A 19,084-nucleotide genomic window follows, 5' to 3' on the forward strand; every position below is an offset into this window, starting at 1 on the left:
AACCGCCATACGTGGGCGACGTTATCACGAAGAGCCCTCGCGAAAGCCCAGGGATGCGCTGAGCGGGGCGGGGGCCGTACGACGGTGACGCACGGCCGTACGACGGCGGCGCGCGCCGCGAGGGCGTAGGCTGCGCTCGGGCGGCCGTGCTAGCCTGGCGGCGTGATCCGCTTCTCCGAACCGGGCCTTCTGCCATGAGCGCGCTGATCGGCGAGATCATCGACGGCAAGTACCGGATCGTCCGGTTGCTCGGCCAGGGGGGGATGGGCGCGGTCTTCGAGGGCGAGAACGTGCGCATCCGGCGCCGCGTGGCCATCAAGCTGCTGCACGCGAGCATCTCGAGCCAGGCCGAGTCGGTGGCGCGCTTCGAGCGCGAGGCCCAGGCCGCCGCGCGCATCGGCTCCGATCACATCTGCGAGGTGCTCGACCTCGGCGTGCTGCCGGACGGCACGCGGTACATGGTCATGGAGTACCTCGAGGGCGAGACGCTCGGGGCCAAGATCCAGCGGCACGGCCGGCTCGGGCCCGAGGTGACCGTGCCGATCATGTCCCAGGTGCTCGAGGCGCTCGGCGCGGCGCACGCCGCGGGGATCATCCACCGCGATCTCAAGCCGGACAACATCTTCATCGTCCCCACGAAGGCCGGCCTCACCAACTTCGTGAAGGTGCTCGATTTCGGGGTCTCGAAGTTCTCGCAGCTCGCCGGCGCGGAGATGAGCATGACGCGCACGGGCGCCGTCGTGGGGACGCCTTACTACATGTCGCCCGAGCAGGCGCGCGGCTCCAGCCCTGTCGATCAGCGGACCGACATCTACGCCATGGGCGTGCTGCTGTATCAGGCGACCACCGGCCAGGTGCCCTTCGACGCGGCGACGTTCAACGAGCTGCTCTTCAAGATCGTCCTCGAGGCGGCGCCCCTCCCCCAGCAGCTCGTGCCCGACCTCGACCTCGAGTTCTCCGGGATCATCCAGAAGGCGATGGCGCGCGAGCCGGGGGCGCGCTTCCAGAGCTGCGCGGAGTTCAAGAGCGCGCTCCTCGCCTGGGCTGCGGCGCGGCCCGGCCTGGCCTTGCTGAGCACGGGGCGGACGTCGTTCCCCCGGCTGTCGGTGCCGGCCCTGCCCGAGATGGCGACGCCGCCGGTCGTCGTCCGGGCCGAGGGATCGTGGGGGGGGCAGAACGGACCGGCGGCGCAGGGCATGGGCCACACGCCGCAGACGCCGCAGCTCACCGCGAACTCGTGGGGCGCCTCGTCCGGCGTCTCCGGCCGCGCGACCCGCCCGCCGTCCAGGGCGCCGATCCTCGTCGCCCTCGCCGCGGCGGCCACCCTGTTCGGCGCGGGCGTCGCCGCCTGGATGGCCTTCGGCGGCGGCGGGACGACGAGCGCGGCGACCGGCGATCCGAGCGCCGTCAGCGCGACGGTCACCCCGCCGCCCTTGCCGCCGGCCACGCAGGAGCCGACGCCGCCCGCGACGCAGGCGCCGTCCGAGCCGCTCGTCACCGCGAGCGCCCCGGTCGCGGAGCCGGCGCCCTCCGCCTCGTCGAGCGCGGCGCCGATCGCCTCCGAGGCGCCCGTGAAGCCGGTGCCCCCGCGGACGCCGCCCCCCTCGACGAGGCCCTCGCCGCCGGTCACGCGGCCGCCGCAAACGACGCCGAAGCCGACAGCGCCGAAGCCGACGACGCCGCCGCCGAAGCCGCCGAAGCCGGCCGTCCCCGGCGACTTCGGTTACTGAGCGCGGCGCTGGACGAGCGCTCCACGGAGCGCGCGCCCGAGCGCTGCGCCGCCGAGGGCGCGCTCGAGCGCTGGGCTCAACGCGCGCCGTTCAGAACGCGCCGCGCACGCCGATCCCCGTCGGCGTCACGTACGGCTTGATCCACGCCGAGCTCGACGGCTGCGGTCGGGACGTCACCTCCAGCACGATCAGCGTCGCGCCGCCGGCGAGGAGCACGCCGCCGGTGATGAGGTTGATCGCGCCGGTCGTCCTCTCCGACGCGGCATCGCTGTCGAGCTTCTCGATCTGACGCCGGACGAGCGGTCCGCACTCCAGGCCGTCGGCGGGGGCCTGCGACTCGCAGCCGTGCTTCGCGCTCAGCGCGTTCGCGTCCCGCTGCGTCGACCCACCTTTCGCCAGGAACACCGAGCCGACCACCACGCCGCCGACGCCGAGCGCCGCGGCAGCGATGCCCCCGCCCAGCATCAGCAGGTTCGTCTTCCGCTCGGGGGTGCTCGACGGCGCCTCGGGTACGGCCCCGGGGTCCTCGCCGCCCCACGCGCCCTGCCCCGCGCCCGCGCCGTCCGGCGGGGACGCCGCGACAGGGCTCTCCGGGATCGGGATCTTGAGCTCCTTCCGCTCGCCGTCGGCGAGGGTGGTCGTCTGCTCGATCGGCGCGAGGCCCGGCGGCGACACGACGATCACATGGTTCCCGGGGTCGATCGGGCGGTGCACGCCGAGCAGCGCGTCCGCGACCGGCTGGCCGTCCAGCTTCACGCTGATCTTCCGGCCTCCCGCGCCCTCGAGCGCGATGCGCAGCGACGCGATCCTCGGCTCGACCGCGGCGAGCTCCTCGCGCGCGTCCTGCTGGGCTCTCTTGAAGGGCGCCGGCGCCGTGGGCGGAAGCTCCTCGCGCACGATCCTCAGGTACGTCTCCTTGGCGGCGACGAGCCGGCCGAGGCGCGCCTGCGCGCGCGCGATCAGGAGGAGGTGCGTCGGCGCGTGCACGAGCGCCTCGGCGCGGCCGAGCAGATCGATCGCCTCGTCGAAGCGGCCGGACGTGAACGCCTCGGCGCCCTGGGTGGCCAGCGACCGGGCCGCTGCTCTGTCCTGGTCCGATTGCGCGCGGACCTCGCCTGTCGGGAGCAACAGGAACAGCGCCGCGGCGAACGGAATGGATCGTCTCAAGAGCACTCGGGCCTCCTCGCGCGCCACGCTATCACAGGCCGTCGACAACAGAACAATTCAGCCCCCCGCGCTGCCGTCCGTCGCGCGCGTCGGGCGCGACCCGCGCGATTTCCCGCGGAAACGGCGCCCGCGCCGCGGGCCTCTCGGCGAGCGCGCCGCGGGCCGCTCGCCGAGAGCGCGCCGGGAGCGGCGCCGCGCGGCGGCCGAGAGCGCGGCTCCGCGGCGCCCGCCGCTCCGTCTGCGGGGCGCTGTGAACCGTCCGCACAGCGCGATGGCACCCATTCTGCTGCGGGGAGAGCGCCATGGACTGCCTCCGCTCCTCCGCGCCCCTCGACGCGGGAATCCCGTCCTCGGAGCGATTCCTCAGGGGACGCCTGCTCGGGGGGCGGTATCTCGTCGAGCAGATGATCGGCGCCGGCGCGATGGGGCGCGTCTACCGCGCGCGGCACGTCGGGCTCGGGCGCGCGTGCGCGGTGAAGATCATCCGCGAGCGCGCCGCCTCGCCGCGCGCGGGCGCCGAGGCGAACGACGGCGCCTCGACGTCCACGGCGCGCACCGCCGCGCCGCCGCGCGGGGTGGACCTCGGGAGATCGAGCGGCGTGAGCGAGCGGCCGCGCAGCGACGCGAGGGCGCGCTCCGGCGGCGCGCTGGCCGGGGACGCGGTGCGGCGGTTCCACGTCGAGGCGCTGGCGGCGAGCCGGCTCGATCACCCGAACATCGTGCGGATCCTCGACTTCGGCTGCGAGCCGTCGTGTCCGGGCGGCGCGCTCGGCGCGGGCGCCGGCGGGCGCGAGGAGGCGCCGGCGAGCCTCTGGTACCTCGTCACGGAGCACCTCGACGGCGAGGACCTCATCGATCTGCTGAACGCCGCGCCGATCCTGCCGGCGGAGCGCATCATCGCGATCGTGCGCCCGCTGTGCTCGGCGCTGCAGCACGCGCACGACGCGGGCGTCATCCACCGCGACGTCAAGCCCGAGAACATCCGCCTCGTGCCCCGCGTCGACGACGACGGGGAGCCGTTCCAGCAGGTGAAGCTCCTCGACTTCGGCACCGCGAAGCTGCTCCACGGCGACCCGTCCGGCGCGCTCCCCGGCGCGCCCCTGCTCGCGGTGCCCGACGAGGACGCCGGCAGGCTCGTGATCGGGACCCCCGCCTACATGAGCCCGGAGCAGGCTGCAGGGCAGCCCGTCGATGCGCGGAGCGACATCTACGCGTGCGGCGTGCTGCTGTTCGAGATGGCGACGGGCCGGCTCCCGTTCGAGCGCGCGACGCCCGTCGCGCTCGCCGCGGCGCACGTCGAGTCCCCGCCGCCCCTGCCGAGCGCGCTCCATCCGTCGATCGATCCGGATCTGGAAGCGCTGATCCTCCAGTGCCTGCGAAAGAACCCGGACGACCGCCCGCAGAGCGCGCGCGCGTTGCGCGAGGCGCTCGGGCACATCGCCGTCCGCCGGGCGCGCGCCGCGGCGGAGGAGCGCGCCGCGGCGAGCGGCGAGCGGCACCCGGCCCGGAGCGCGCCCCCCGCGGCGGCGCCCTCGCCGCGCTGGGCGCGCTCCGCGGAGGGGGCCGCGACGGCGCGCCCTGCGGGCACCACGACGTGGGTGGGGTACCGCGCCTCGTCGCGACCGGGGAGCGTGCCGCTGGATCATCCAGGCGCGCCGCAGAGCGCGCGGCGCGACGCCGCGTCCGCTCCAACGTGGGTCGGCCACCGCTCGGTGCCATCCCTGCCGGCCGCGCTCGCGGAGCTCGCCGCGCCGCCTGAGCCGGCCGGCGCGCCGCCGACGAGCGGGGCGCCTGCGTCTGCCGCAGCCTCGCTCCCGCCTCCCCCGGCGTCGCTTCCTCCGGTCCCCATCTCGCTCTCGCCTGCCCCGACCTCGCTCTCGCCTGCCCCGACCTCGCTCCCGCCTGCCCCGACCTCGCTCCCGCCTGCCCCGACCTCGTTTCCTCCTCGTCCTGCTTCCGCCGTGCCGCCTCCCGCTGTCGCTGTCGCGCTCCCCTCCGCGGATCCGGTCAGCGCGCGCCGCAGTGCGCAGCTCGACGCCGCGCTCGCGCCGCTCGTCCTGCTGCGGACGCGCCTGTCGAGCGGGCTGCGGAGCCCGAGCGGCCTGCGCCGGCGGCGTCGACGGCGGCTCGCGCCGGTCGTCCTCGGCACCGTCGCGGCCACGGTGCTCGGCGGATCGCTGTGCCTGCTCTTCAGCGCGGCCCGCGCCGCGCTCGCCCCGCTCACGTCGAGCTCTCCGGGACGCGACGACGACGCGCCCCCGAGCAGCGATGCGCCCGCAAGGGCGCCCGGCGCCCCGGGGCCGGAGCACGCCTGCCCGTTCGAGCCGCCGTGAGCGATCCCGCCGGACGGCGGTCGCCTAGAGCAACCAACGGGTTGAACCCGCCTGAAACGAGCAGAACGTCGAACCGCCAAGACGCCAAGACCTTCTTCTTGGCGTCCTTGGCGTCTTGGCGGTTCATTTCTCGCTCGCTCAACGTGATCGTTGCTCCAGGAGCCCGGTTGTCCGGCGCGCGGCGCGCGAGCTCTGGCGGGCGCGCGGCGCGCGAGCTCTGATCGGGCGCGCGGCGCGCGAGCTCTGGTGGGCGCGCATCGCCGCCGGAGCGACGAGGCGCCGGGCGATCGCGAGCGCCGCGGCGTGGGTGCGGTGCGAACGAAGCGCTCACCCCGCGCCGAGGAGCGCGCGCCCGCAGCGCGGCGATCCTCGACCTCACCCGGGCCGCGGGCGCCGTGTACAGCCGATGCCCAGCGCCGCTCGCCGGCACCGCCGCCGCTCGGGCCGCCCGCCGGGGCCGCCTCACCTCGGTGCGAACGGAGCGCACCGCGCCCGGCACGTCGTCTGCAAACGCTGGCCTCCGCGTTGACACGGGAAGACGCCCCTCGGCGTGACCCGGTGACGAGAGGAGCGAACCATGTCTGTCCTGTTGTGGATCCTGTTCGGGCTCATCGTCGGCATCATCGCCAAGCTGCTCACCCCCGGGCGCGACCCGGGTGGCTTCGTCGTGACAGCGCTGCTGGGCATGGCCGGAGCCCTGCTCGGCGGCTTCATCGGACGGGCCCTGGGGATCTACCCGTCGTACCAGTCGAGCGGCGGCTTCTTCACGTCGATCCTGGGCGCCGTCATCCTCCTCGCGATCTACAACGCGACGCTCGGCCGCAAGGCGAGGCCCTGATCGCCTTGCGGCGGTGCGGCGGGCTGCCCGAGCAGCGCCGCGGCGGGCACCACGCGAGCCGGCCCGGCGCGCCGATCGAGGCGGAAGTCGAGCGCGACGTCCGGCGGCAGCGGCCGGATCTCGCCCGCGCCGTAGCACCGGCGGGTCACGAGATCGTCCGGCGCCGCGCCCTGCCCGCCGAGCTGGTGGCTCCACCACCGCGAGTAGACCGTCGGCCGCGCGGGATCGACCGAGAGCAGATCGGCGCGATCGAGCCGCACCTCGCTGTGATCGCCGCGGTCGGCCACCCCGTGCTCGACGGCGAGCCGCCCGTCATCGCCCACGCTGTAGACGATCCTGAACCCCTCGACGTCGCCCTTGCCGTACATGACGCGCTGGACCCCCGGCCCGACGAACAGCGCGTGCGTGTAGACGAGGTCCACGGCGAGCGCGGGCAGCACGGTCCAGGTGAGCCAGTTGTTGCCCCAGGGCCGCTCCTCCGAGAAGAAGGCGTAATAGCCGACGGAGACCTCGCCGCGCTCGCCCGGCGCGCTGCGGTAGTACAGGACGTCGCCGAGCTCGCCCGCGCTCGCCACCGTCGACCCGACGCAGATCGCCTGGGCCTCGATCGCAGCGCCGAGCCAGCTCGGCGCCTCCGGCTCGCCGAGGACGGGGCGCGGGAGCGCGCTCCCGCTCGTGGAGCTCGCGAGGAGGGGTACGGTCAATACGGCGATCGCGAAGGAACGGCCCAGGGATTTCCGGAGGGGCATCAGGGCCGGCCAGGTTAGCGAGCCCGGCGCTACCCGCGCTACCGCAAAGGGCCGTTCGCGTTCGGCGCATCACCGCGGCGGCGTCGAATGGCTCTCTGCCCCGGATCGCGCGCTCTCCGCGATCTCGCCGCGCCGGCGATCAGCGCGGGAGGGCTCGGCGCCTGTCGCGCCGATCGCCCTGCCCGCGAGCGCGCCGGCGGCGAACGTGACAGCCGCGATCACGAGCCAGGGCAGAAGCCGGACGCGCCGCTGCGGTCGCGCGTCCCTCCAGTGGGGCGTCGCGGCGTCCCTGGCATCGACGAGGTCGCCTCGATCGCTTCCGTCCTCCGGTGCGCCCCCGCCGAGCCCGCGCGGCCGCGGCGTCGCCTCGCCGCGCTCGCCCCCGGAGCTGCGCTCAGCGCTCTGCCGCGGCGCATCTCCAGAGATCCTCGCGGCCAGTGGCATCGAGCCTTCTCCAGAGATCCTCGCGGCCGGTTGCCGCGAGTCTTCTCCGGGGCGGCTCGCGGCCGGTTGCCGCGAGTCTTCTCCAGGGCGGCTCGCGGCCGGTTGCCTCGAGCCTGGCCGCCCGCGGATCCCGGCAGATCTCCGGCAGCCCCGCACCAGCATCGACCGGTGTCGATCGCGCCCGCTCGTGACGTCGCGCACGAGCGCCGCGAGCTCCTGGCCCGCGAGCAGGCCGCGCTCGCTCGAGCTCGGCTCGGCGCGCCCGCCCGGCGCGCTGCGCAGCGACGCGAGCACCTCGGCCAGCGCCTCCTCCATCTCCGCGGCGGTCTCGAAGCGCCCCTCGGGATCGCGCGCGAGCGCCCGCCGCACGGCCTCCTCGAGCAGCGCAGGGCACGCCGGGCGGAGCGGCGCGATCGCCGGCACCTCGCCGGAGAGCACCGCGTGCATCGTCGCGACGTCGTCCTTCCGGTGGAACAGGCGCCGCCCGGTCAACAGCTCGAACAGGATCACCCCGACCGCGAAGAGATCCGCCCGCGCGTCGATCCGCTGCCCGTGGAGCTGCTCGGGCGCCACGTAACCGAGCTTGCCCTTCACGGTGCCCGCGCCGCTCGACGGCGCCGCGCCCCCGGCGCACCACGCCAGGCCGAGCGGGCCGGCGTCCTCGATCCCGGTTCCGGTCATCGCCGTCATCTTCGCGACGCCGAAATCGATCAGCTTGATCTCGCCCTCCAGCGAGAGGAGCACGTTCTGCGGGCTCACGTCGCGGTGCACGAGCCCGACGAGGCTCCCGGCGTCGTCGCGGAGCCCGTGCGCGTGCCCGAGCGCCCGCAGCACGCCCAGGCCGATCTCGAGCGCCGCCTCGATCGGAAACGGCCGCCCCTCGGCGAAGTACGCGCGCGCGGCCGCGGCGAGATCGCAGCCCGGGACGTACTCGACGACGAGGTGGTGGCGCCCCTCGTGAAAGACGAAGTCGTGGAACCGGATCACGTTCGGGTGCTGGAGCCGGGCGCTGATCCAGGCCTCCCGCAGGAACATCCGGACGATCGACGGATCGCGCCGCGCCTCGGGGCGAAGGCGCTTCACGACGACGGGGTGGGCGATCCCTGCCGACCCGCGCCGGCACGCGAGGAACAGCTCGGCCATGCCGCCGGCCGACAGGCGCGCGAGGAGCGCGTAGCCGCCGTCGCCCATGGGCAGGTCCATCTCCCCGGACCTCCACGGTTGCTCCGCCGCGCTCACCTCGTCTCGCCCCGGCGCGCCGAGGGCGCGGAGCGAGGACGGCCGCCGCGCCATCCACTGCCGGAGTCGCCCCACCCCGGCCAGCCCCCGGACTTGCCCGCGCCGCCACATCGGCCCTCCGCTATTCACGCTGCATGCCACGTGCAGGGTCGCGGCACCGTCACCTCCGGGCCACAGGCGTCGTGCGCTTCCTGCGTGGATCCCGCCGGATGAGAGCGCATGTCGGCAACCGCAGGGAGCCGCGGCGAGCGCCATCTCCGGCGAAAAATGAGGAATCTGGATCGCCCTCGTCCGCACGCGCGCGCACGAGGCCGCGCGCGCCGGGCCCGCCCGCGGCGGACGGCGCTGACGCCGCGGGCGCGGGCGCGGAGGGCGCGGATCACGCCGCCGGAGCGGGCGAGGCGCGGACCCGGCGCGCGAGCAGGGCGCGCACCTCGCGGAAGGAGACGGCGCGCAGGGCGACGAGGAGCACGACGTAGACGGCGACGCCCACCGCGATCGCCGCCCACATCCCCGCGAGGACGCGCGCGGCGTAGGCCGCGCTGGCCATCACCGCCGTCGCGACGAAGATCGCGACGACCCGGCCGAGCTCGACGAACTGCGCCCAGCGCGCGGTCATGCCCCACGACGCGACGAGCGCCCCCGCGCTGACGGCCAGCGTCGCGCACGCGGCGCCGAGGGCGCGGTAGCGCGGCAAGAGGAGCAGGTTCAAGAGGACCTTGGCGACGAGCGTCACCGCGAGCACCTGCACCATCGCGACCTCGCGCTTCGCGGCGAGCAGCGGCAGCGTCACGACCTGGAACGCGAACGTCACCGGGACGCCGCAGGCGAGGATCCGGAGCACGTCCGCCGACGGGGCGTAGTCGCCCGACGTTCCGTAGACGAGCCGGATGATGTCCGGCGCGAGCAGGAAGACGCCGGCGGCGACCGGGAGCCCGAAGAGCGCGGCGACGAGCATGCAGCCGCCGTAGAGGCGCCCGAACGCGCCGCCATCCTGGGCGTAGAGGCGCATGCCCGCGGCGAAGGCGGCGCCGAGCAGGACGTCGGGCAGCAGGCGGAAGTTCTCGCTGAGCACCCAGGCGGCGCTGTAGATGCCCACGGCCTGCTCGTCGCAGAGGGCGCGCAGCATGACGCGGTCGGCCTGGAGGAGCGCGCTCGTGAGCGCGCCGAGCGCGCCGATCGGCAGGCTGCGCTTGGTGATCTGCCAGAGCTCGGCGGGGGGCGTCGCGAGCTCCGGCCGGTAGAGCCGCGAGCGGACGTAGTGCGCGGTGATCCCGAGCTCCAGCACGTTGCCGAGCAGGAACGCCGCGGCCACCGCGACGACGCCGAAGCCGAGCGCGAGCAGCGCCGCCGACAGCGCGATGACGAACAGCCTGGCGCCGAGCTCCGCGTAGAGGATGTACTCGAAGCGCTCGTGGGCCTCGAACGAGAGCCACATGGTCGAGTAGAGGAGCGTCGCGAGCTGGGACGCGGCGGCGAGCACGACGAGCTGCGCGCCGACGCCCGATCGGGTCGCGAGCGCGACGGCCACGGTCGCGCCGAGCACCAGCGCGCCGGTCACGCCGCGGATGGCGAGCGCCGCGCCGAGGTGACGCGGTCCGAGCTCCGGCCGCACGGCGATCTCGCGGGCCAGGTATCCCCTCACGCCGACGCCGGCGGCGATCGTGACGATGCCCGCGATCGCGAGCGAGGCCTGGAACTCGCCCCAGTCGGCGACCCCCACCTTCCGCGCGAGGTAGCCGACGAACACAACGCCGAGGACGGCCATGATCGCCTGCTTGAGGAGCAGCAGCGCCGCGTTCCGGGCGATGCGCCGGCCATCCTTCATGAGCACCTCCGCGTGTCCCCATGCTGTCGGGCAGTGCTGTCCACGCAGCGGGAGGGCCCCGGATTCAGCGGTCGTGCGCCCCCAGAGCACGTCCGTCTCGCGCGGCGAGGCAGGCCAGCGCGCAGGCCCGGCGCGCGGCGAGGCAGGCCAGCGCGCAGGCCCGGCGCGCGGCGAGGCAGCGCCAGCGCACAGGCCAGGCGCGCGGCGAGGCCGGCCGGGCACGCGCAGCGCGCGCTTCGGGCTCGCCGCACGTCGCGCTCGGCGATCACCGACCGAGCCACGAGGCGCCGTGCGCAGCGCGCGCAGGCTGTCCGCTCCCGAGCTCAGCTCAGGGAGACGTCTCGGAGGCGCCGAGGTGCGAGACGATCCTCGGCCCCATGCCATCCAACGGCAGGAGGAGCGCCAGCGCAGGAGGGTGCCGGCGATCCTCGGAGCGGGACACGGGATTCGAACCCGCGACCCTCAGCTTGGGAAGCTGATGCTCTACCAACTGAGCTAGTCCCGCGCGAGGTGGAGGAAGCTTCTACCGAATCACGGGCCGCAGAGCAACCCCCTTCCTCCGTTTTTTTTTGATCCGGCGTCCAGCTCGCGGCGCGCCGGCGCTCGGCTCAGCGTCGCGCGCGCAACGCGGGCGCGTCGAGCAGCTCGCCGGGCAGCGGCGCGCGCCTGCGGATCATGCTGTCGCACTCGCTGGTCGCCGCGGTGATCGCGCTGGTGATCTCGGCCGCGCCCGCGTCGGGCGGGATCCAGGGCAGGTTCTGCAGCGCGGGGCGGTCGGGCGGCAGCCAGCGAAGGCTCCTCGTCACGAGCACGACCGGGTGGTTCGTGGCCATGAGCTCGCTCGCCAGGCGCGCGCCGCCGTGCGGGGCCGGCGGAAGATCCAGGCAGACCAGGCACGCGTCGAACCGCTCGGTCGCCGACGCGAGCAAGGCGTCGTCGATCGACGACGCGTCCACGATCTCGACGTTCTCCAGCGCGTCCTCGATGGCGCGGGCCAGCGGATCGCAGGTCGACGCGCGCGCGTCGTGCGCGAGCAGGATCTTGAAGCTGCGCACCGAGCGCGGCCCAGGACGCCGTGTCTCGACGACCTGCAACCTCCCGGACGCCAGCGTCGCGCGCTCACGAGCGCCACGTCGAGCGTTCATGGACTCCCCTTCCTCGGTCACACAAAGGCGACCGTACTCCAGGCTAACACCCCTTGAGCTCAAACTGACCAACCTTTATATGGGGACCCGTCTCTTTCGGGACGATGTCCCAGGACATCGTTACGTCGACACGTCGACCTGGACCAGGACCGGGGCATGGCTCCCGAGCAAGCCCCGGGCGCTTCCCGAGCGCGCTTCCCGGGCACGCCGCGTCGCGGCATGCCGACATGGTTTTACGGAAACATCTACGAAGGACGGTTACGCATGAGTCGGTTCCTCATCTCCACTCCTTGCGAGTGCCAGGCAAGCCTCTCAGCCACCCTGGACGAGCACCGGCACGTCATCGCCGGGTGGGCCACCAGGGCTCCCCGCGGTCGGTCGGCCTCCGGTGAGGCCGATCGGGAGCTCGCGCCGGCGCACAGCATCAACGCCCACCTCGACCGGTTCGACGTGGCGTGGCTGTGCCCCTACTGCGGGCGCAACACGCTGCGGACCTTCTATGCAGGCGCGATGAGGCGGCTGCCCGACCCGCCGCCGGCGGCGCAGCCCGCCCCTCCTCCCGGCACGACCTCCTCGCTGTGAGGCGCCCGCTGAACCTCGATCTCCCCGGGCGGCACGTCAAGCAACCCCATCCGACGCGCGCGTGAGCCGGGGCGGGCGCGGCGCGATCACCGCGCGCGCCCCGCCCTCCCCCTCCACGCGACCCCGCGGCAAGGCTGCGCGCCCCCGCGGCGAGCCGCCCCGATCCGGCGCCTCCCTCCCCTCCTCGACGATCGATCAGCGCGATGCGACGCGGCGCGGCCGCGTCATCCGCGCAGTCCACGCACGCCGCGCATGCACAAGCGCCCAGACGCGACCGTTTCACGGCCCGTCAACCCACGGCGCCTCGGACCGATTCCCACCCTTCGGACGATCACCCCACCCGCGCTCCGGAGCGCGCCCCGCGATCTCCCGGTCAGCTCCCTTTTCCCGGCTGCGAGGTGCCCATCGTCCCGAAGACCCAGTCCCAGAGCGGCGACGAGACGCCCCACCGCGCGTGCTCTCCCGTGTGGTGATGGACCATGTGATGGCGCTTGATCCACTTCCCCCAGCGAGAGCTCATGCGGAAGTGATGAATGGCATAGTGCGTGCCATCGTACACGAGGTACCCGAGGCCGAAGCCGACGAACAGCGGATCCGCTGGAACAGGCCCAAAGACGACGCGGAACAGCGTGTAGAACACGACGCCGAGCGGGATGCTCGCGCCGAGCGGCATCACGAGCCGGTCCCCGTCCTGCGGGAAATCATGGTGTACCCCGTGGAGGACGAAGTGCATCCGGCGCTGCCACAGCCGCGGCCCGACGTAGTGAAACACGTATCGATGCAGGACGTACTCGGCGAACGTCCACAGGAACAGGCCCGCCAGCACGAGCCCGAGCCCCTCGATCAGGCCGACCCCGTTGCGCGCGGCCCGGACGCTCAGATATCCGTAAACCGGGAGCCAGAAGGCGAACGGCGTGATCGGGTGAATCCGCGAAAACCGCTCGATGAGCGGCGTCTCGAACATCTGGCATGTCGCTGGACGCGCGGTGCGCTCGGTGGGGGTCGTCGCCGTCATCGTGCCCCCCTGCTACCTCATTTATCCATTGTCGGCCAGAGGTAGGCCGGCATCCACGGACCCGCTGGATGCCGGCAAATGGCCGACATCTCGCCGCGGTCAGCGCTGGTCAACGCTCGCCAACGCTCGCCAACGCTCGCCAACGCTCGGTTGCCGCCGGTTGCCCTCGTCCACGCACGCTTGCGCTCGCCCGGGGGTGGCCGCGTGGGCGTCACGGGAACGTCGCGGGCGCGGCACGCGCGTACGGCGCGACGCAGCCGCGATCCGACGCGCCGTGGCCGCCTGGCGCCCCCGGCGCGGGCGTCAGGCGGCGAAGGAGGCCTCGTAGAGCTGGCGGAGATCCTCGCGCGAGCACGGGCGCGGGTTGCACGCGTGGCATGCGTCCTGAGCGGCGAGGTCGGCCAGCGTGTCGAGCTTGTCGCGCGGGACGCCCGCCTTCTCGAGGCCGGCCGCGAGCCCGATGCGGGTGCGCAGGGCGCGGACGGCGTCCGCGCACGCCGCCGCGTCCTCGGCGGCGCCGAGGAGCGCCGCGACGCGGGCGAGCCGCGGCCCCGCGGCGGCGACGTTGAAGTCGACGACCGCCGGCAGGCAGAGCGCGTTGGCGAGGCCGTGGTGCAGCCCGCACTCGCTCGAGAGCGGATGGGCGAGCGAGTGGCACGCGCCGAGCCCCTTCTGGAACGCGACGGCGCCCATCATGGCCGCCTTCATCATGCCGCCGCGCGCCTCGAGGTCGTTGCCGTGCGTGACCGCGCGCTCGAGGTGCGCCGCGGCGAGGCGGATCCCCTCGAGCGCGATGCCGTCGGCCATCGGGTGATCGCCCTTCGCGACGTACGCCTCGACGCAGTGGGTGAGCGCGTCGAAGCCCGTCGCGGCCGTGAGGAAGGCCGGCATCGACCGCGTCATCTCCGGATCGAGCAGCGCGGCGTTCGCGAGCAGGTACGGGGAGAAGATCACCGTCTTGCGGTGGTTCACGTCGAGCGTGACGACGCCCGAGCGGCCGACCTCGCTGCCCGTCCCGGCCGTCGTCGGGACGGCGAGCATCGGCGGGACGTCGGGCGTGATGAAGCGATCGCCGCCCGTGGCGTCGTCGTAGTCGACGAGCGGCCGGCCGTGGTTCACGCCGAGGCGGACGAGCTTGCCGACGTCGAGCGGCGAGCCGCCGCCGAGCGCGACGACGAGATCGGCGCGCGCGTCCCGGAACGCGGCGACGCCGTCGTGCACGTTCTTCTCGATGGGGTTGCCGAGCACGTCGTCGAAGACGGCGACCTCGACGCCCTCCTTCTTCAGCGACGCGGCGACGGGCTCGAGGAGCCCCGATCGGACGACGCCCTTGTCCGTGACGATCAGCGCCCGCGACGCGCCGAGCCGGCGCGCCTCGGCGCCCGTCTGCGCGACGACGCCGGCGCCGAAGAGGATGCGTGTAGGAAAGCTCCAAACCGTGAACTGGCTCATGATCACACCGCCTCGAAGTAGCGCTTCAGCTCCCAATCCGTGACCGCGCGATCGTACTGCCGCACCTCCCAGTCGCGCGTCCTGACATAATGATCGACGAACCGCTCGCCGAGGATCTCCCGGGCCTTCTGGCTCCCCGCGAGCATCCGGGTGGCGTCCGCGAGCGTGCGCGGCAAGGACAGGCGCGAGGACTCGGCGACCGACGCGTCCCCGGAGGCCTCGGGCGGCGGCTCGACGCCGTGCTCGATGCCGTGGAGCCCCGCGCCGAGGCACGCGGCCATGGCGATGTACGGGTTGATGTCCGCGGCCGTCTGCCGGTACTCGACGCGCGCGCCCGGCGTGCCGAGCCCGATGAGGCGGATCGCCGCCGTGCGGTTCTCGACGCCCCAGCTCGCGGTGAGCGGCGCCCAGACGCCGGGCACGTACCGCTTGTAGGCGTTGATCGTCGGCGAGTAGATCGCGGTGAGCTCGGGCATGAGCGCGATCTGACCGCCGACGTAGTGGCGCAGCGCGGCCGGGAGCCGATCGGGCGCCGACGCGTCGTCGAAGACGTTGCGGCCGTCCTTCCAGAGGCTCTGGTGCAGGTGGCCGCTCGATCCGGGGAGCTCGGCGTTCCACTTCGCCATGAACGTCACCGAGAGGCCGTGCTCGTGGGCGATCTGCTTCATGGCGACCTTGAACAGCGCGGCCTTGTCCGCGGCGCGGAGCGCGTCGTCGTAGCGGATCGCCGCCTCGTACACGCCCGGCCCGGTCTCGGTGTGCAGGCCCTCGATCTCGACGTCGAAGGCGCGCATCTGGTCGAGGATGGCCGCCATGAGGTTCTTGTTCTGGCCCTCGCGGACCCACGAGTAGCCGAACATGCCGGGGCTGAGCGGCGTCAGGCCGGCGAAGCGCTTCTCGTGCAGCGAGCGCGGCGTCTCCTCGAAGAGGAAGAACTCGAACTCGCACGAGAGCTTCGCCGAGTAGCCCATGCGCTCGCCCTTCGCGATGACGCTCCGGAGCAGCGAGCGCGGGCACGCGGGGTGCGGGCCGCCGCGCTCGTCGCGGAAGTCGGCGAGCATCGCGACGGTGTTCGGCTCCCACGGCATGTCGCGCAGCGTGCTCGGGTCGAGGACCGCGTGCGCGTCCGGGTAGCCGGTGTGCCAGCCGGTGACCTTGGCGTTGTCGTAGAGGACGTCCGCGATGTCCCAGCCGAAGATCACGTCGCAGAACCCGAAGCCGCTCCCGAGCGCGCTCTTCAGCTTCTCGAGGGAGACGTACTTGCCGCGGAGGATCCCGTCGATGTCAAAGCCGCCGATCTTGGCGCGGGTGATGCCCCGGGCTTCCAGATCGGAGAGGAGCTTCTCGGAGGTCGAGGCGGTCATGGGCCGCGACGATAGCAGGGGTACCGGGCGGGATGGCAAGCCGCGCGCGCGGCGCCTCGCGCTCCGCCTGGGCTCCATTTGCGTTCTGGTCGCGCTCGGCTTGCGTCCTGTTTGCGCTCGGCCTGCGCTCTCGTTGCGCTCGGCTTGCGCTCTCGTTGCGTTCGGCGTGCGACTACTTCACCCGGACGCTCTCGATCGGGTAGCGCTCCGCGAGCGGCACGAGGACGCGCTCGACGATCTCGCGGACGCGCACGTAGCGCCGGTGGTTCGTGACGGACGGGTTTCGCTTCGAGTCGACGACGCCGATGCGGAGGTCCAGCGAGCGCGCGTCCTCCACGCCGCCCGTCACGAACACATCCGGGTGCACCTTGTCGAGCTCGGCGTTGAGCTCCGCCGTCTCCGGGACCGCGCCGGCGAAGGTGACCTCGAGCGCCTCGCCGAGCCCGTTCAGCACGGCGTTCAGGTTCTCCACCGGGAACGGCTGGCGCGCGAGCCACGCGACGACCTCGCGCCGCGCGCCGCGCAGCGCCAGGCTGACGACGAGCGCGATCGCGATCGGCGCGACGATGAGGCCGCCGAGCGCGCGCGCGACCGAGGGGCCCGCGTCGCGGCCGAGCGCCCCGAGGAACGCGAGGAGGAAGGCGCCCGACGCGAGCGACACGAGCGGGGGATCGGTGAGCACGCCCCACCGCGAGGTCGACGCGTTCATCAGCCGCGTGAAGCGGGCCGACACGCTCTGGTCGGCGCGCTGCTCCGCGAGCGCGCTGCCGGGGGTCGCGTCAGGCATCTCCGGGATCTCCGAGCATGCGCCAGAAGAACAGGCCGACGCCGACGAGGAGGAGCACGCCGGCGACCCAGAAGGCGCGCACGGGGCCGAAGCTCAGCGCCTCGCCCGATCGCTTGATGATGAGGTCGGCCACGGTGAGCACGCAGGCGAACACGATGCACGCGATCGGCAGCGCGAGCTGCTGGACGAGGGTCGGCCCGGCGCTCGGCTTCGGGTCCGGGGGGCGCGGCCGCACGTCCGCCGGCGGTCGCGCCGACAGCGGCCTGTAGCGGGCCGACGGCATGTCCGACAGCGGGCGGAGCGCCGCGGGCGCCATCGAGGTCGCGCGCGGCGTCGCGCCGAGCGCCACCTCCATCGGCGGCGCGCTCTCCAGCATGCCGCCGATGCGCACCCGCGCGCTCGTCGGCCCGGTCTCCATCCCGACGGCGCGCGGCAGCACGCCGACGGGCGTCGCCTCCGCGAGGCCGGCGCGCTCGTCGCGCATGCGGCCTCGCCCGCTGGCGGGCACGCCCTCGGGGGCGAGCGCGCCCATCCCTCGCCCCAGCGCGCTCGGCGCCGGCCCCTCGGGCAGGTCCATCTCGAGCCCGGCCGAGTCCGGGGGCGGCCCCGGGCGCGCGCTGCTCGCCGGGCCCTCGCGGCGCCCCCCCTTCGGCGAGCGCATCGAGGCCGGGGCCATGTCGAGGTCGAGCTCCAGCGACCCGCCGTCCGCGGGCGTGTCGAGCCATACGTGCGCGCCGCGCTTGACCTGGGGGCCCGCGCGCATCGACGACGACGGCGGCGGCACCGAGTACGCGTCGTCCGCGGAGGCCCGCCCGAACGAGGGCGCGAGCCCCATCGCCGCCTCGAGCTCCGACCAGAACGTCTCGATATCGCGCGTGCGGTCGCGCGGGCTCACCGCGAGGGCGCGCTCGAACACGGCGTCGACCTCCGGCGGGATGTTGGCGCCCTCGGTCCGGGGCGTTGGCCGGCGCTTCACGTCGAGCGCCGTCCCCATCATCGCCTGCGCCTCGCCCTCGATCACCTGCCGTCCGACGAGCGCCTCGACCATGGTGAGCGCCAGACCCCAGACGTCGGTCCAGGTTCCCGCCTGTCCGAACCGCTTCGGCGCCCACTGTTCGGGCGCGCCGTACGCCGGCGAGAACGCGTTCAGCGGGTCACCGTTCGTCACCCGGCCCACCGCCTGCTCGGCGAGCGTCTTCGCCTGGGCGATGCCGTAGTCGAGGATCTTGAGGCGCTCGGTCCCCTCCTGCGTGGTGATGAAGATGTTCTCGGGCTTGAGGTCGCGGTGGATGATCGACACCGTGCCGTTCGGGCTCGGGAAGCGGTGCGCGCGCGCGATCGCCTGCGCGATGGGGCGCATCATCTTCATCAGCCGGTGGAGCGGGATGGGCGGCTCCCCCTTGAGCCTGCGCCGGTCGATGACCTTGTCGAGCGACTCGCCCTCCAGCCACTCGAGGGCGAGGAACGGGACGAACTCCCCCCGCTTCAGGTGGAGAACGTCGACGTGGAGGGGGCGGACGACCTCCGGGATGGAGGCGGAGAGCCGGAAGAGGAGCTGGGCCTCCTCGCGGAATTTTTCCAGGAAGAGCTGGCGTTCGCGCGGCGTCTTCGCCTCGGACACCTTCAGGCACTTCAAGGCGACCGGCGCGCGAAAACCGGCATGGATGGCGCGGTACACCACGCCGAATCCCCCCTCTGCGACCACCTGCTCGACGTGGAAATTACCCGCCTGCGTGGTCCCGACGATGCCGAAGACGTCGTCCGCCATGCTCCCTGAGCCATAGCGCACGGCGCCGCTGGACCGAAGGGTGAAACCGAATTTTCCTGTTCGATCGTCCGATCCGTTCGATCCGTTCGATCTTCCACCGCCGCGCCGCATCGCGGTGGATGCGTCGAGGTGGCCAGATGAGCGTGGAGGACGGAGGGGGAGAAGCGAGCGAGGCGGGCGGCTGGACGTGAGGCGGGCGGGCTCGCCGGCGTGGCGGCCGGGCGGCCTTACGGCGCGGCCCGGCGGCGGAGGGAGCCGGCTCAGCTCCGGAGGTGGGAGGAGGCGTCGCGGCGGGACTTGTCTTCTTCCTGGAGGATCGAGAAGACGAGGCCGGCGCCGATGATCGGGAGCAGCCAGACGAGCTGTGCCTGGTAGACCTTCTGCTTGGGCTCGTAGACGCGGCTTCGGAAGACGCGCACGGTCACGTAGATCTGAAAAGCAAGGAGCGCCGCGAGGGCGGCGCCGATGACAAAATCGAAGGGCGTCATGGCTGGGTGCGGACCAGCCTAGCCATGACGGGCCCTACCGCAAGCCGGCGGGCGTCGCGGGGGTGCTTTCGTCCTCGGCAGGCCCCGGGCGGATGCGGGGGCGATGGGGTCGGCCTCGTGCGGACGAGCGGGCTTGTGACGAGCGCCTGCGGACC

The 19,084-nt window shown here is 73.7% G+C and carries 15 protein-coding genes and 1 tRNA gene; 4 read left to right on the plus strand and 12 right to left on the minus strand.

Features of this window, described 5'->3' with window-relative positions; all coding sequences use genetic code 11:
* Nucleotides 1-194 precede the first annotated feature (194 nt).
* Nucleotides 195-1,730: a serine/threonine-protein kinase gene (locus WMF24_RS20570; RefSeq protein ID WP_437738127.1), complete on the plus strand. Its 1,536-nt coding sequence runs from the start codon at nucleotides 195-197 to the stop codon at nucleotides 1,728-1,730.
* Nucleotides 1,731-1,820: 90 nt separating this feature from the next.
* Here the strand turns inward: WMF24_RS20570 and WMF24_RS20575 are convergent, their stop codons facing one another.
* The gene (locus tag WMF24_RS20575; RefSeq protein ID WP_437738128.1) at nucleotides 1,821-2,903 is read right to left on the minus strand and encodes a hypothetical protein; all 1,083 of its coding nucleotides are present in this window, start codon (nucleotides 2,901-2,903) and stop codon (nucleotides 1,821-1,823) included.
* 296 nt (nucleotides 2,904-3,199) lie between these two features.
* Here WMF24_RS20575 and WMF24_RS20580 point away from each other — a divergent pair, with 296 nt between their 5' ends.
* Entirely contained in the window at nucleotides 3,200-5,230 is a 2,031-nt protein-coding gene (locus WMF24_RS20580; RefSeq protein WP_437738129.1) for a protein kinase domain-containing protein, read from the plus strand.
* A gap of 577 nt (nucleotides 5,231-5,807) precedes the next feature.
* Nucleotides 5,808-6,068, plus strand: a complete 261-nt coding sequence (locus WMF24_RS20585) for a GlsB/YeaQ/YmgE family stress response membrane protein (protein WP_437738130.1) — start codon at nucleotides 5,808-5,810, stop codon at nucleotides 6,066-6,068.
* Here the strand turns inward: WMF24_RS20585 and WMF24_RS20590 are convergent.
* The 5 genes from WMF24_RS20590 to WMF24_RS20610 all read right to left on the minus strand — a co-directional run bounded on the left by WMF24_RS20590 (nucleotide 6,032) and on the right by WMF24_RS20610 (nucleotide 11,473).
* Entirely contained in the window at nucleotides 6,032-6,817 is a 786-nt protein-coding gene (locus tag WMF24_RS20590) for a hypothetical protein (protein WP_437738131.1), read from the minus strand. The genes WMF24_RS20585 and WMF24_RS20590 overlap by 37 nt on opposite strands.
* 69 nt (nucleotides 6,818-6,886) lie before the next feature.
* A complete protein-coding gene (locus WMF24_RS20595; RefSeq protein ID WP_437738132.1) occupies nucleotides 6,887-8,464 on the minus strand; it encodes a protein kinase domain-containing protein in 1,578 nt (525 codons plus the stop codon).
* 415 nt (nucleotides 8,465-8,879) lie between these two features.
* Entirely contained in the window at nucleotides 8,880-10,328 is a 1,449-nt protein-coding gene (locus tag WMF24_RS20600) for a flippase (protein ID WP_437738133.1), read from the minus strand.
* A 432-nt stretch (nucleotides 10,329-10,760) separates the two neighbouring features.
* Nucleotides 10,761-10,833 (minus strand) — tRNA-Gly (locus tag WMF24_RS20605).
* A 103-nt stretch (nucleotides 10,834-10,936) separates the two neighbouring features.
* Nucleotides 10,937-11,473: a hypothetical protein gene (locus WMF24_RS20610; protein ID WP_437738134.1), complete on the minus strand. Its 537-nt coding sequence runs from the start codon at nucleotides 11,471-11,473 to the stop codon at nucleotides 10,937-10,939.
* 264 nt (nucleotides 11,474-11,737) lie between these two features.
* Here WMF24_RS20610 and WMF24_RS20615 point away from each other — a divergent pair, with 264 nt between their 5' ends.
* Complete coding sequence (locus WMF24_RS20615) at nucleotides 11,738-12,055, plus strand: hypothetical protein (RefSeq protein WP_437738135.1); 318 nt, start codon at nucleotides 11,738-11,740, stop codon at nucleotides 12,053-12,055.
* 373 nt (nucleotides 12,056-12,428) lie between these two features.
* Here the strand turns inward: WMF24_RS20615 and WMF24_RS20620 are convergent, their stop codons facing one another.
* The 6 genes from WMF24_RS20620 to WMF24_RS20645 form a co-directional block, all read right to left on the minus strand.
* Entirely contained in the window at nucleotides 12,429-13,070 is a 642-nt protein-coding gene (locus WMF24_RS20620; RefSeq protein WP_437738136.1) for a sterol desaturase family protein, read from the minus strand.
* A gap of 303 nt (nucleotides 13,071-13,373) precedes the next feature.
* Nucleotides 13,374-14,528 carry an iron-containing alcohol dehydrogenase gene (locus WMF24_RS20625; protein WP_437738137.1) on the minus strand — a complete coding sequence of 385 codons (1,155 nt, stop codon included), beginning with the start codon at nucleotides 14,526-14,528 and terminating at the stop codon, nucleotides 13,374-13,376.
* Entirely contained in the window at nucleotides 14,525-15,886 is a 1,362-nt protein-coding gene (locus tag WMF24_RS20630) for a glutamine synthetase family protein (protein ID WP_437738138.1), read from the minus strand. The genes WMF24_RS20625 and WMF24_RS20630 overlap by 4 nt, the downstream gene beginning before the upstream one ends.
* 172 nt (nucleotides 15,887-16,058) lie before the next feature.
* Nucleotides 16,059-16,673, minus strand: a complete 615-nt coding sequence (locus WMF24_RS20635) for a hypothetical protein (protein WP_437738139.1) — start codon at nucleotides 16,671-16,673, stop codon at nucleotides 16,059-16,061.
* On the minus strand, nucleotides 16,666-18,441 hold the full coding sequence (locus WMF24_RS20640; RefSeq protein WP_437738140.1) for a serine/threonine protein kinase: 1,776 nt from the start codon (nucleotides 18,439-18,441) through the stop codon (nucleotides 16,666-16,668). Before WMF24_RS20640 ends, WMF24_RS20635 begins: the two co-directional genes overlap by 8 nt.
* A gap of 260 nt (nucleotides 18,442-18,701) precedes the next feature.
* The gene (locus WMF24_RS20645) at nucleotides 18,702-18,929 is read right to left on the minus strand and encodes a hypothetical protein (RefSeq protein WP_437738141.1); all 228 of its coding nucleotides are present in this window, start codon (nucleotides 18,927-18,929) and stop codon (nucleotides 18,702-18,704) included.
* Nucleotides 18,930-19,084: the final 155 nt, after the last annotated feature.

Source organism: Sorangium sp. So ce1335 (genome assembly GCF_051521615.1).
Lineage (GTDB): Bacteria > Myxococcota_A > Polyangia > Polyangiales > Polyangiaceae > Sorangium.

Coding starts and splice junctions, on each gene's coding strand:
- WMF24_RS20630 (WP_437738138.1), bottom strand. CDS start 15,886: ATGACCGCCTCGACCTCCGAGAAGCTCCTCTCCGATCTGGAAGCCCGG.
- WMF24_RS20635 (WP_437738139.1), bottom strand. CDS start 16,673: ATGCCTGACGCGACCCCCGGCAGCGCGCTCGCGGAGCAGCGCGCCGAC.
- WMF24_RS20570 (WP_437738127.1), top strand. CDS start 195: ATGAGCGCGCTGATCGGCGAGATCATCGACGGCAAGTACCGGATCGTC.
- WMF24_RS20620 (WP_437738136.1), bottom strand. CDS start 13,070: ATGACGGCGACGACCCCCACCGAGCGCACCGCGCGTCCAGCGACATGC.
- WMF24_RS20600 (WP_437738133.1), bottom strand. CDS start 10,328: ATGAAGGATGGCCGGCGCATCGCCCGGAACGCGGCGCTGCTGCTCCTC.
- WMF24_RS20645 (WP_437738141.1), bottom strand. CDS start 18,929: ATGACGCCCTTCGATTTTGTCATCGGCGCCGCCCTCGCGGCGCTCCTT.
- WMF24_RS20590 (WP_437738131.1), bottom strand. CDS start 6,817: ATGCCCCTCCGGAAATCCCTGGGCCGTTCCTTCGCGATCGCCGTATTG.
- WMF24_RS20640 (WP_437738140.1), bottom strand. CDS start 18,441: ATGGCGGACGACGTCTTCGGCATCGTCGGGACCACGCAGGCGGGTAAT.
- WMF24_RS20610 (WP_437738134.1), bottom strand. CDS start 11,473: ATGAACGCTCGACGTGGCGCTCGTGAGCGCGCGACGCTGGCGTCCGGG.
- WMF24_RS20580 (WP_437738129.1), top strand. CDS start 3,200: ATGGACTGCCTCCGCTCCTCCGCGCCCCTCGACGCGGGAATCCCGTCC.
- WMF24_RS20615 (WP_437738135.1), top strand. CDS start 11,738: ATGAGTCGGTTCCTCATCTCCACTCCTTGCGAGTGCCAGGCAAGCCTC.
- WMF24_RS20595 (WP_437738132.1), bottom strand. CDS start 8,464: ATGGACCTGCCCATGGGCGACGGCGGCTACGCGCTCCTCGCGCGCCTG.
- WMF24_RS20585 (WP_437738130.1), top strand. CDS start 5,808: ATGTCTGTCCTGTTGTGGATCCTGTTCGGGCTCATCGTCGGCATCATC.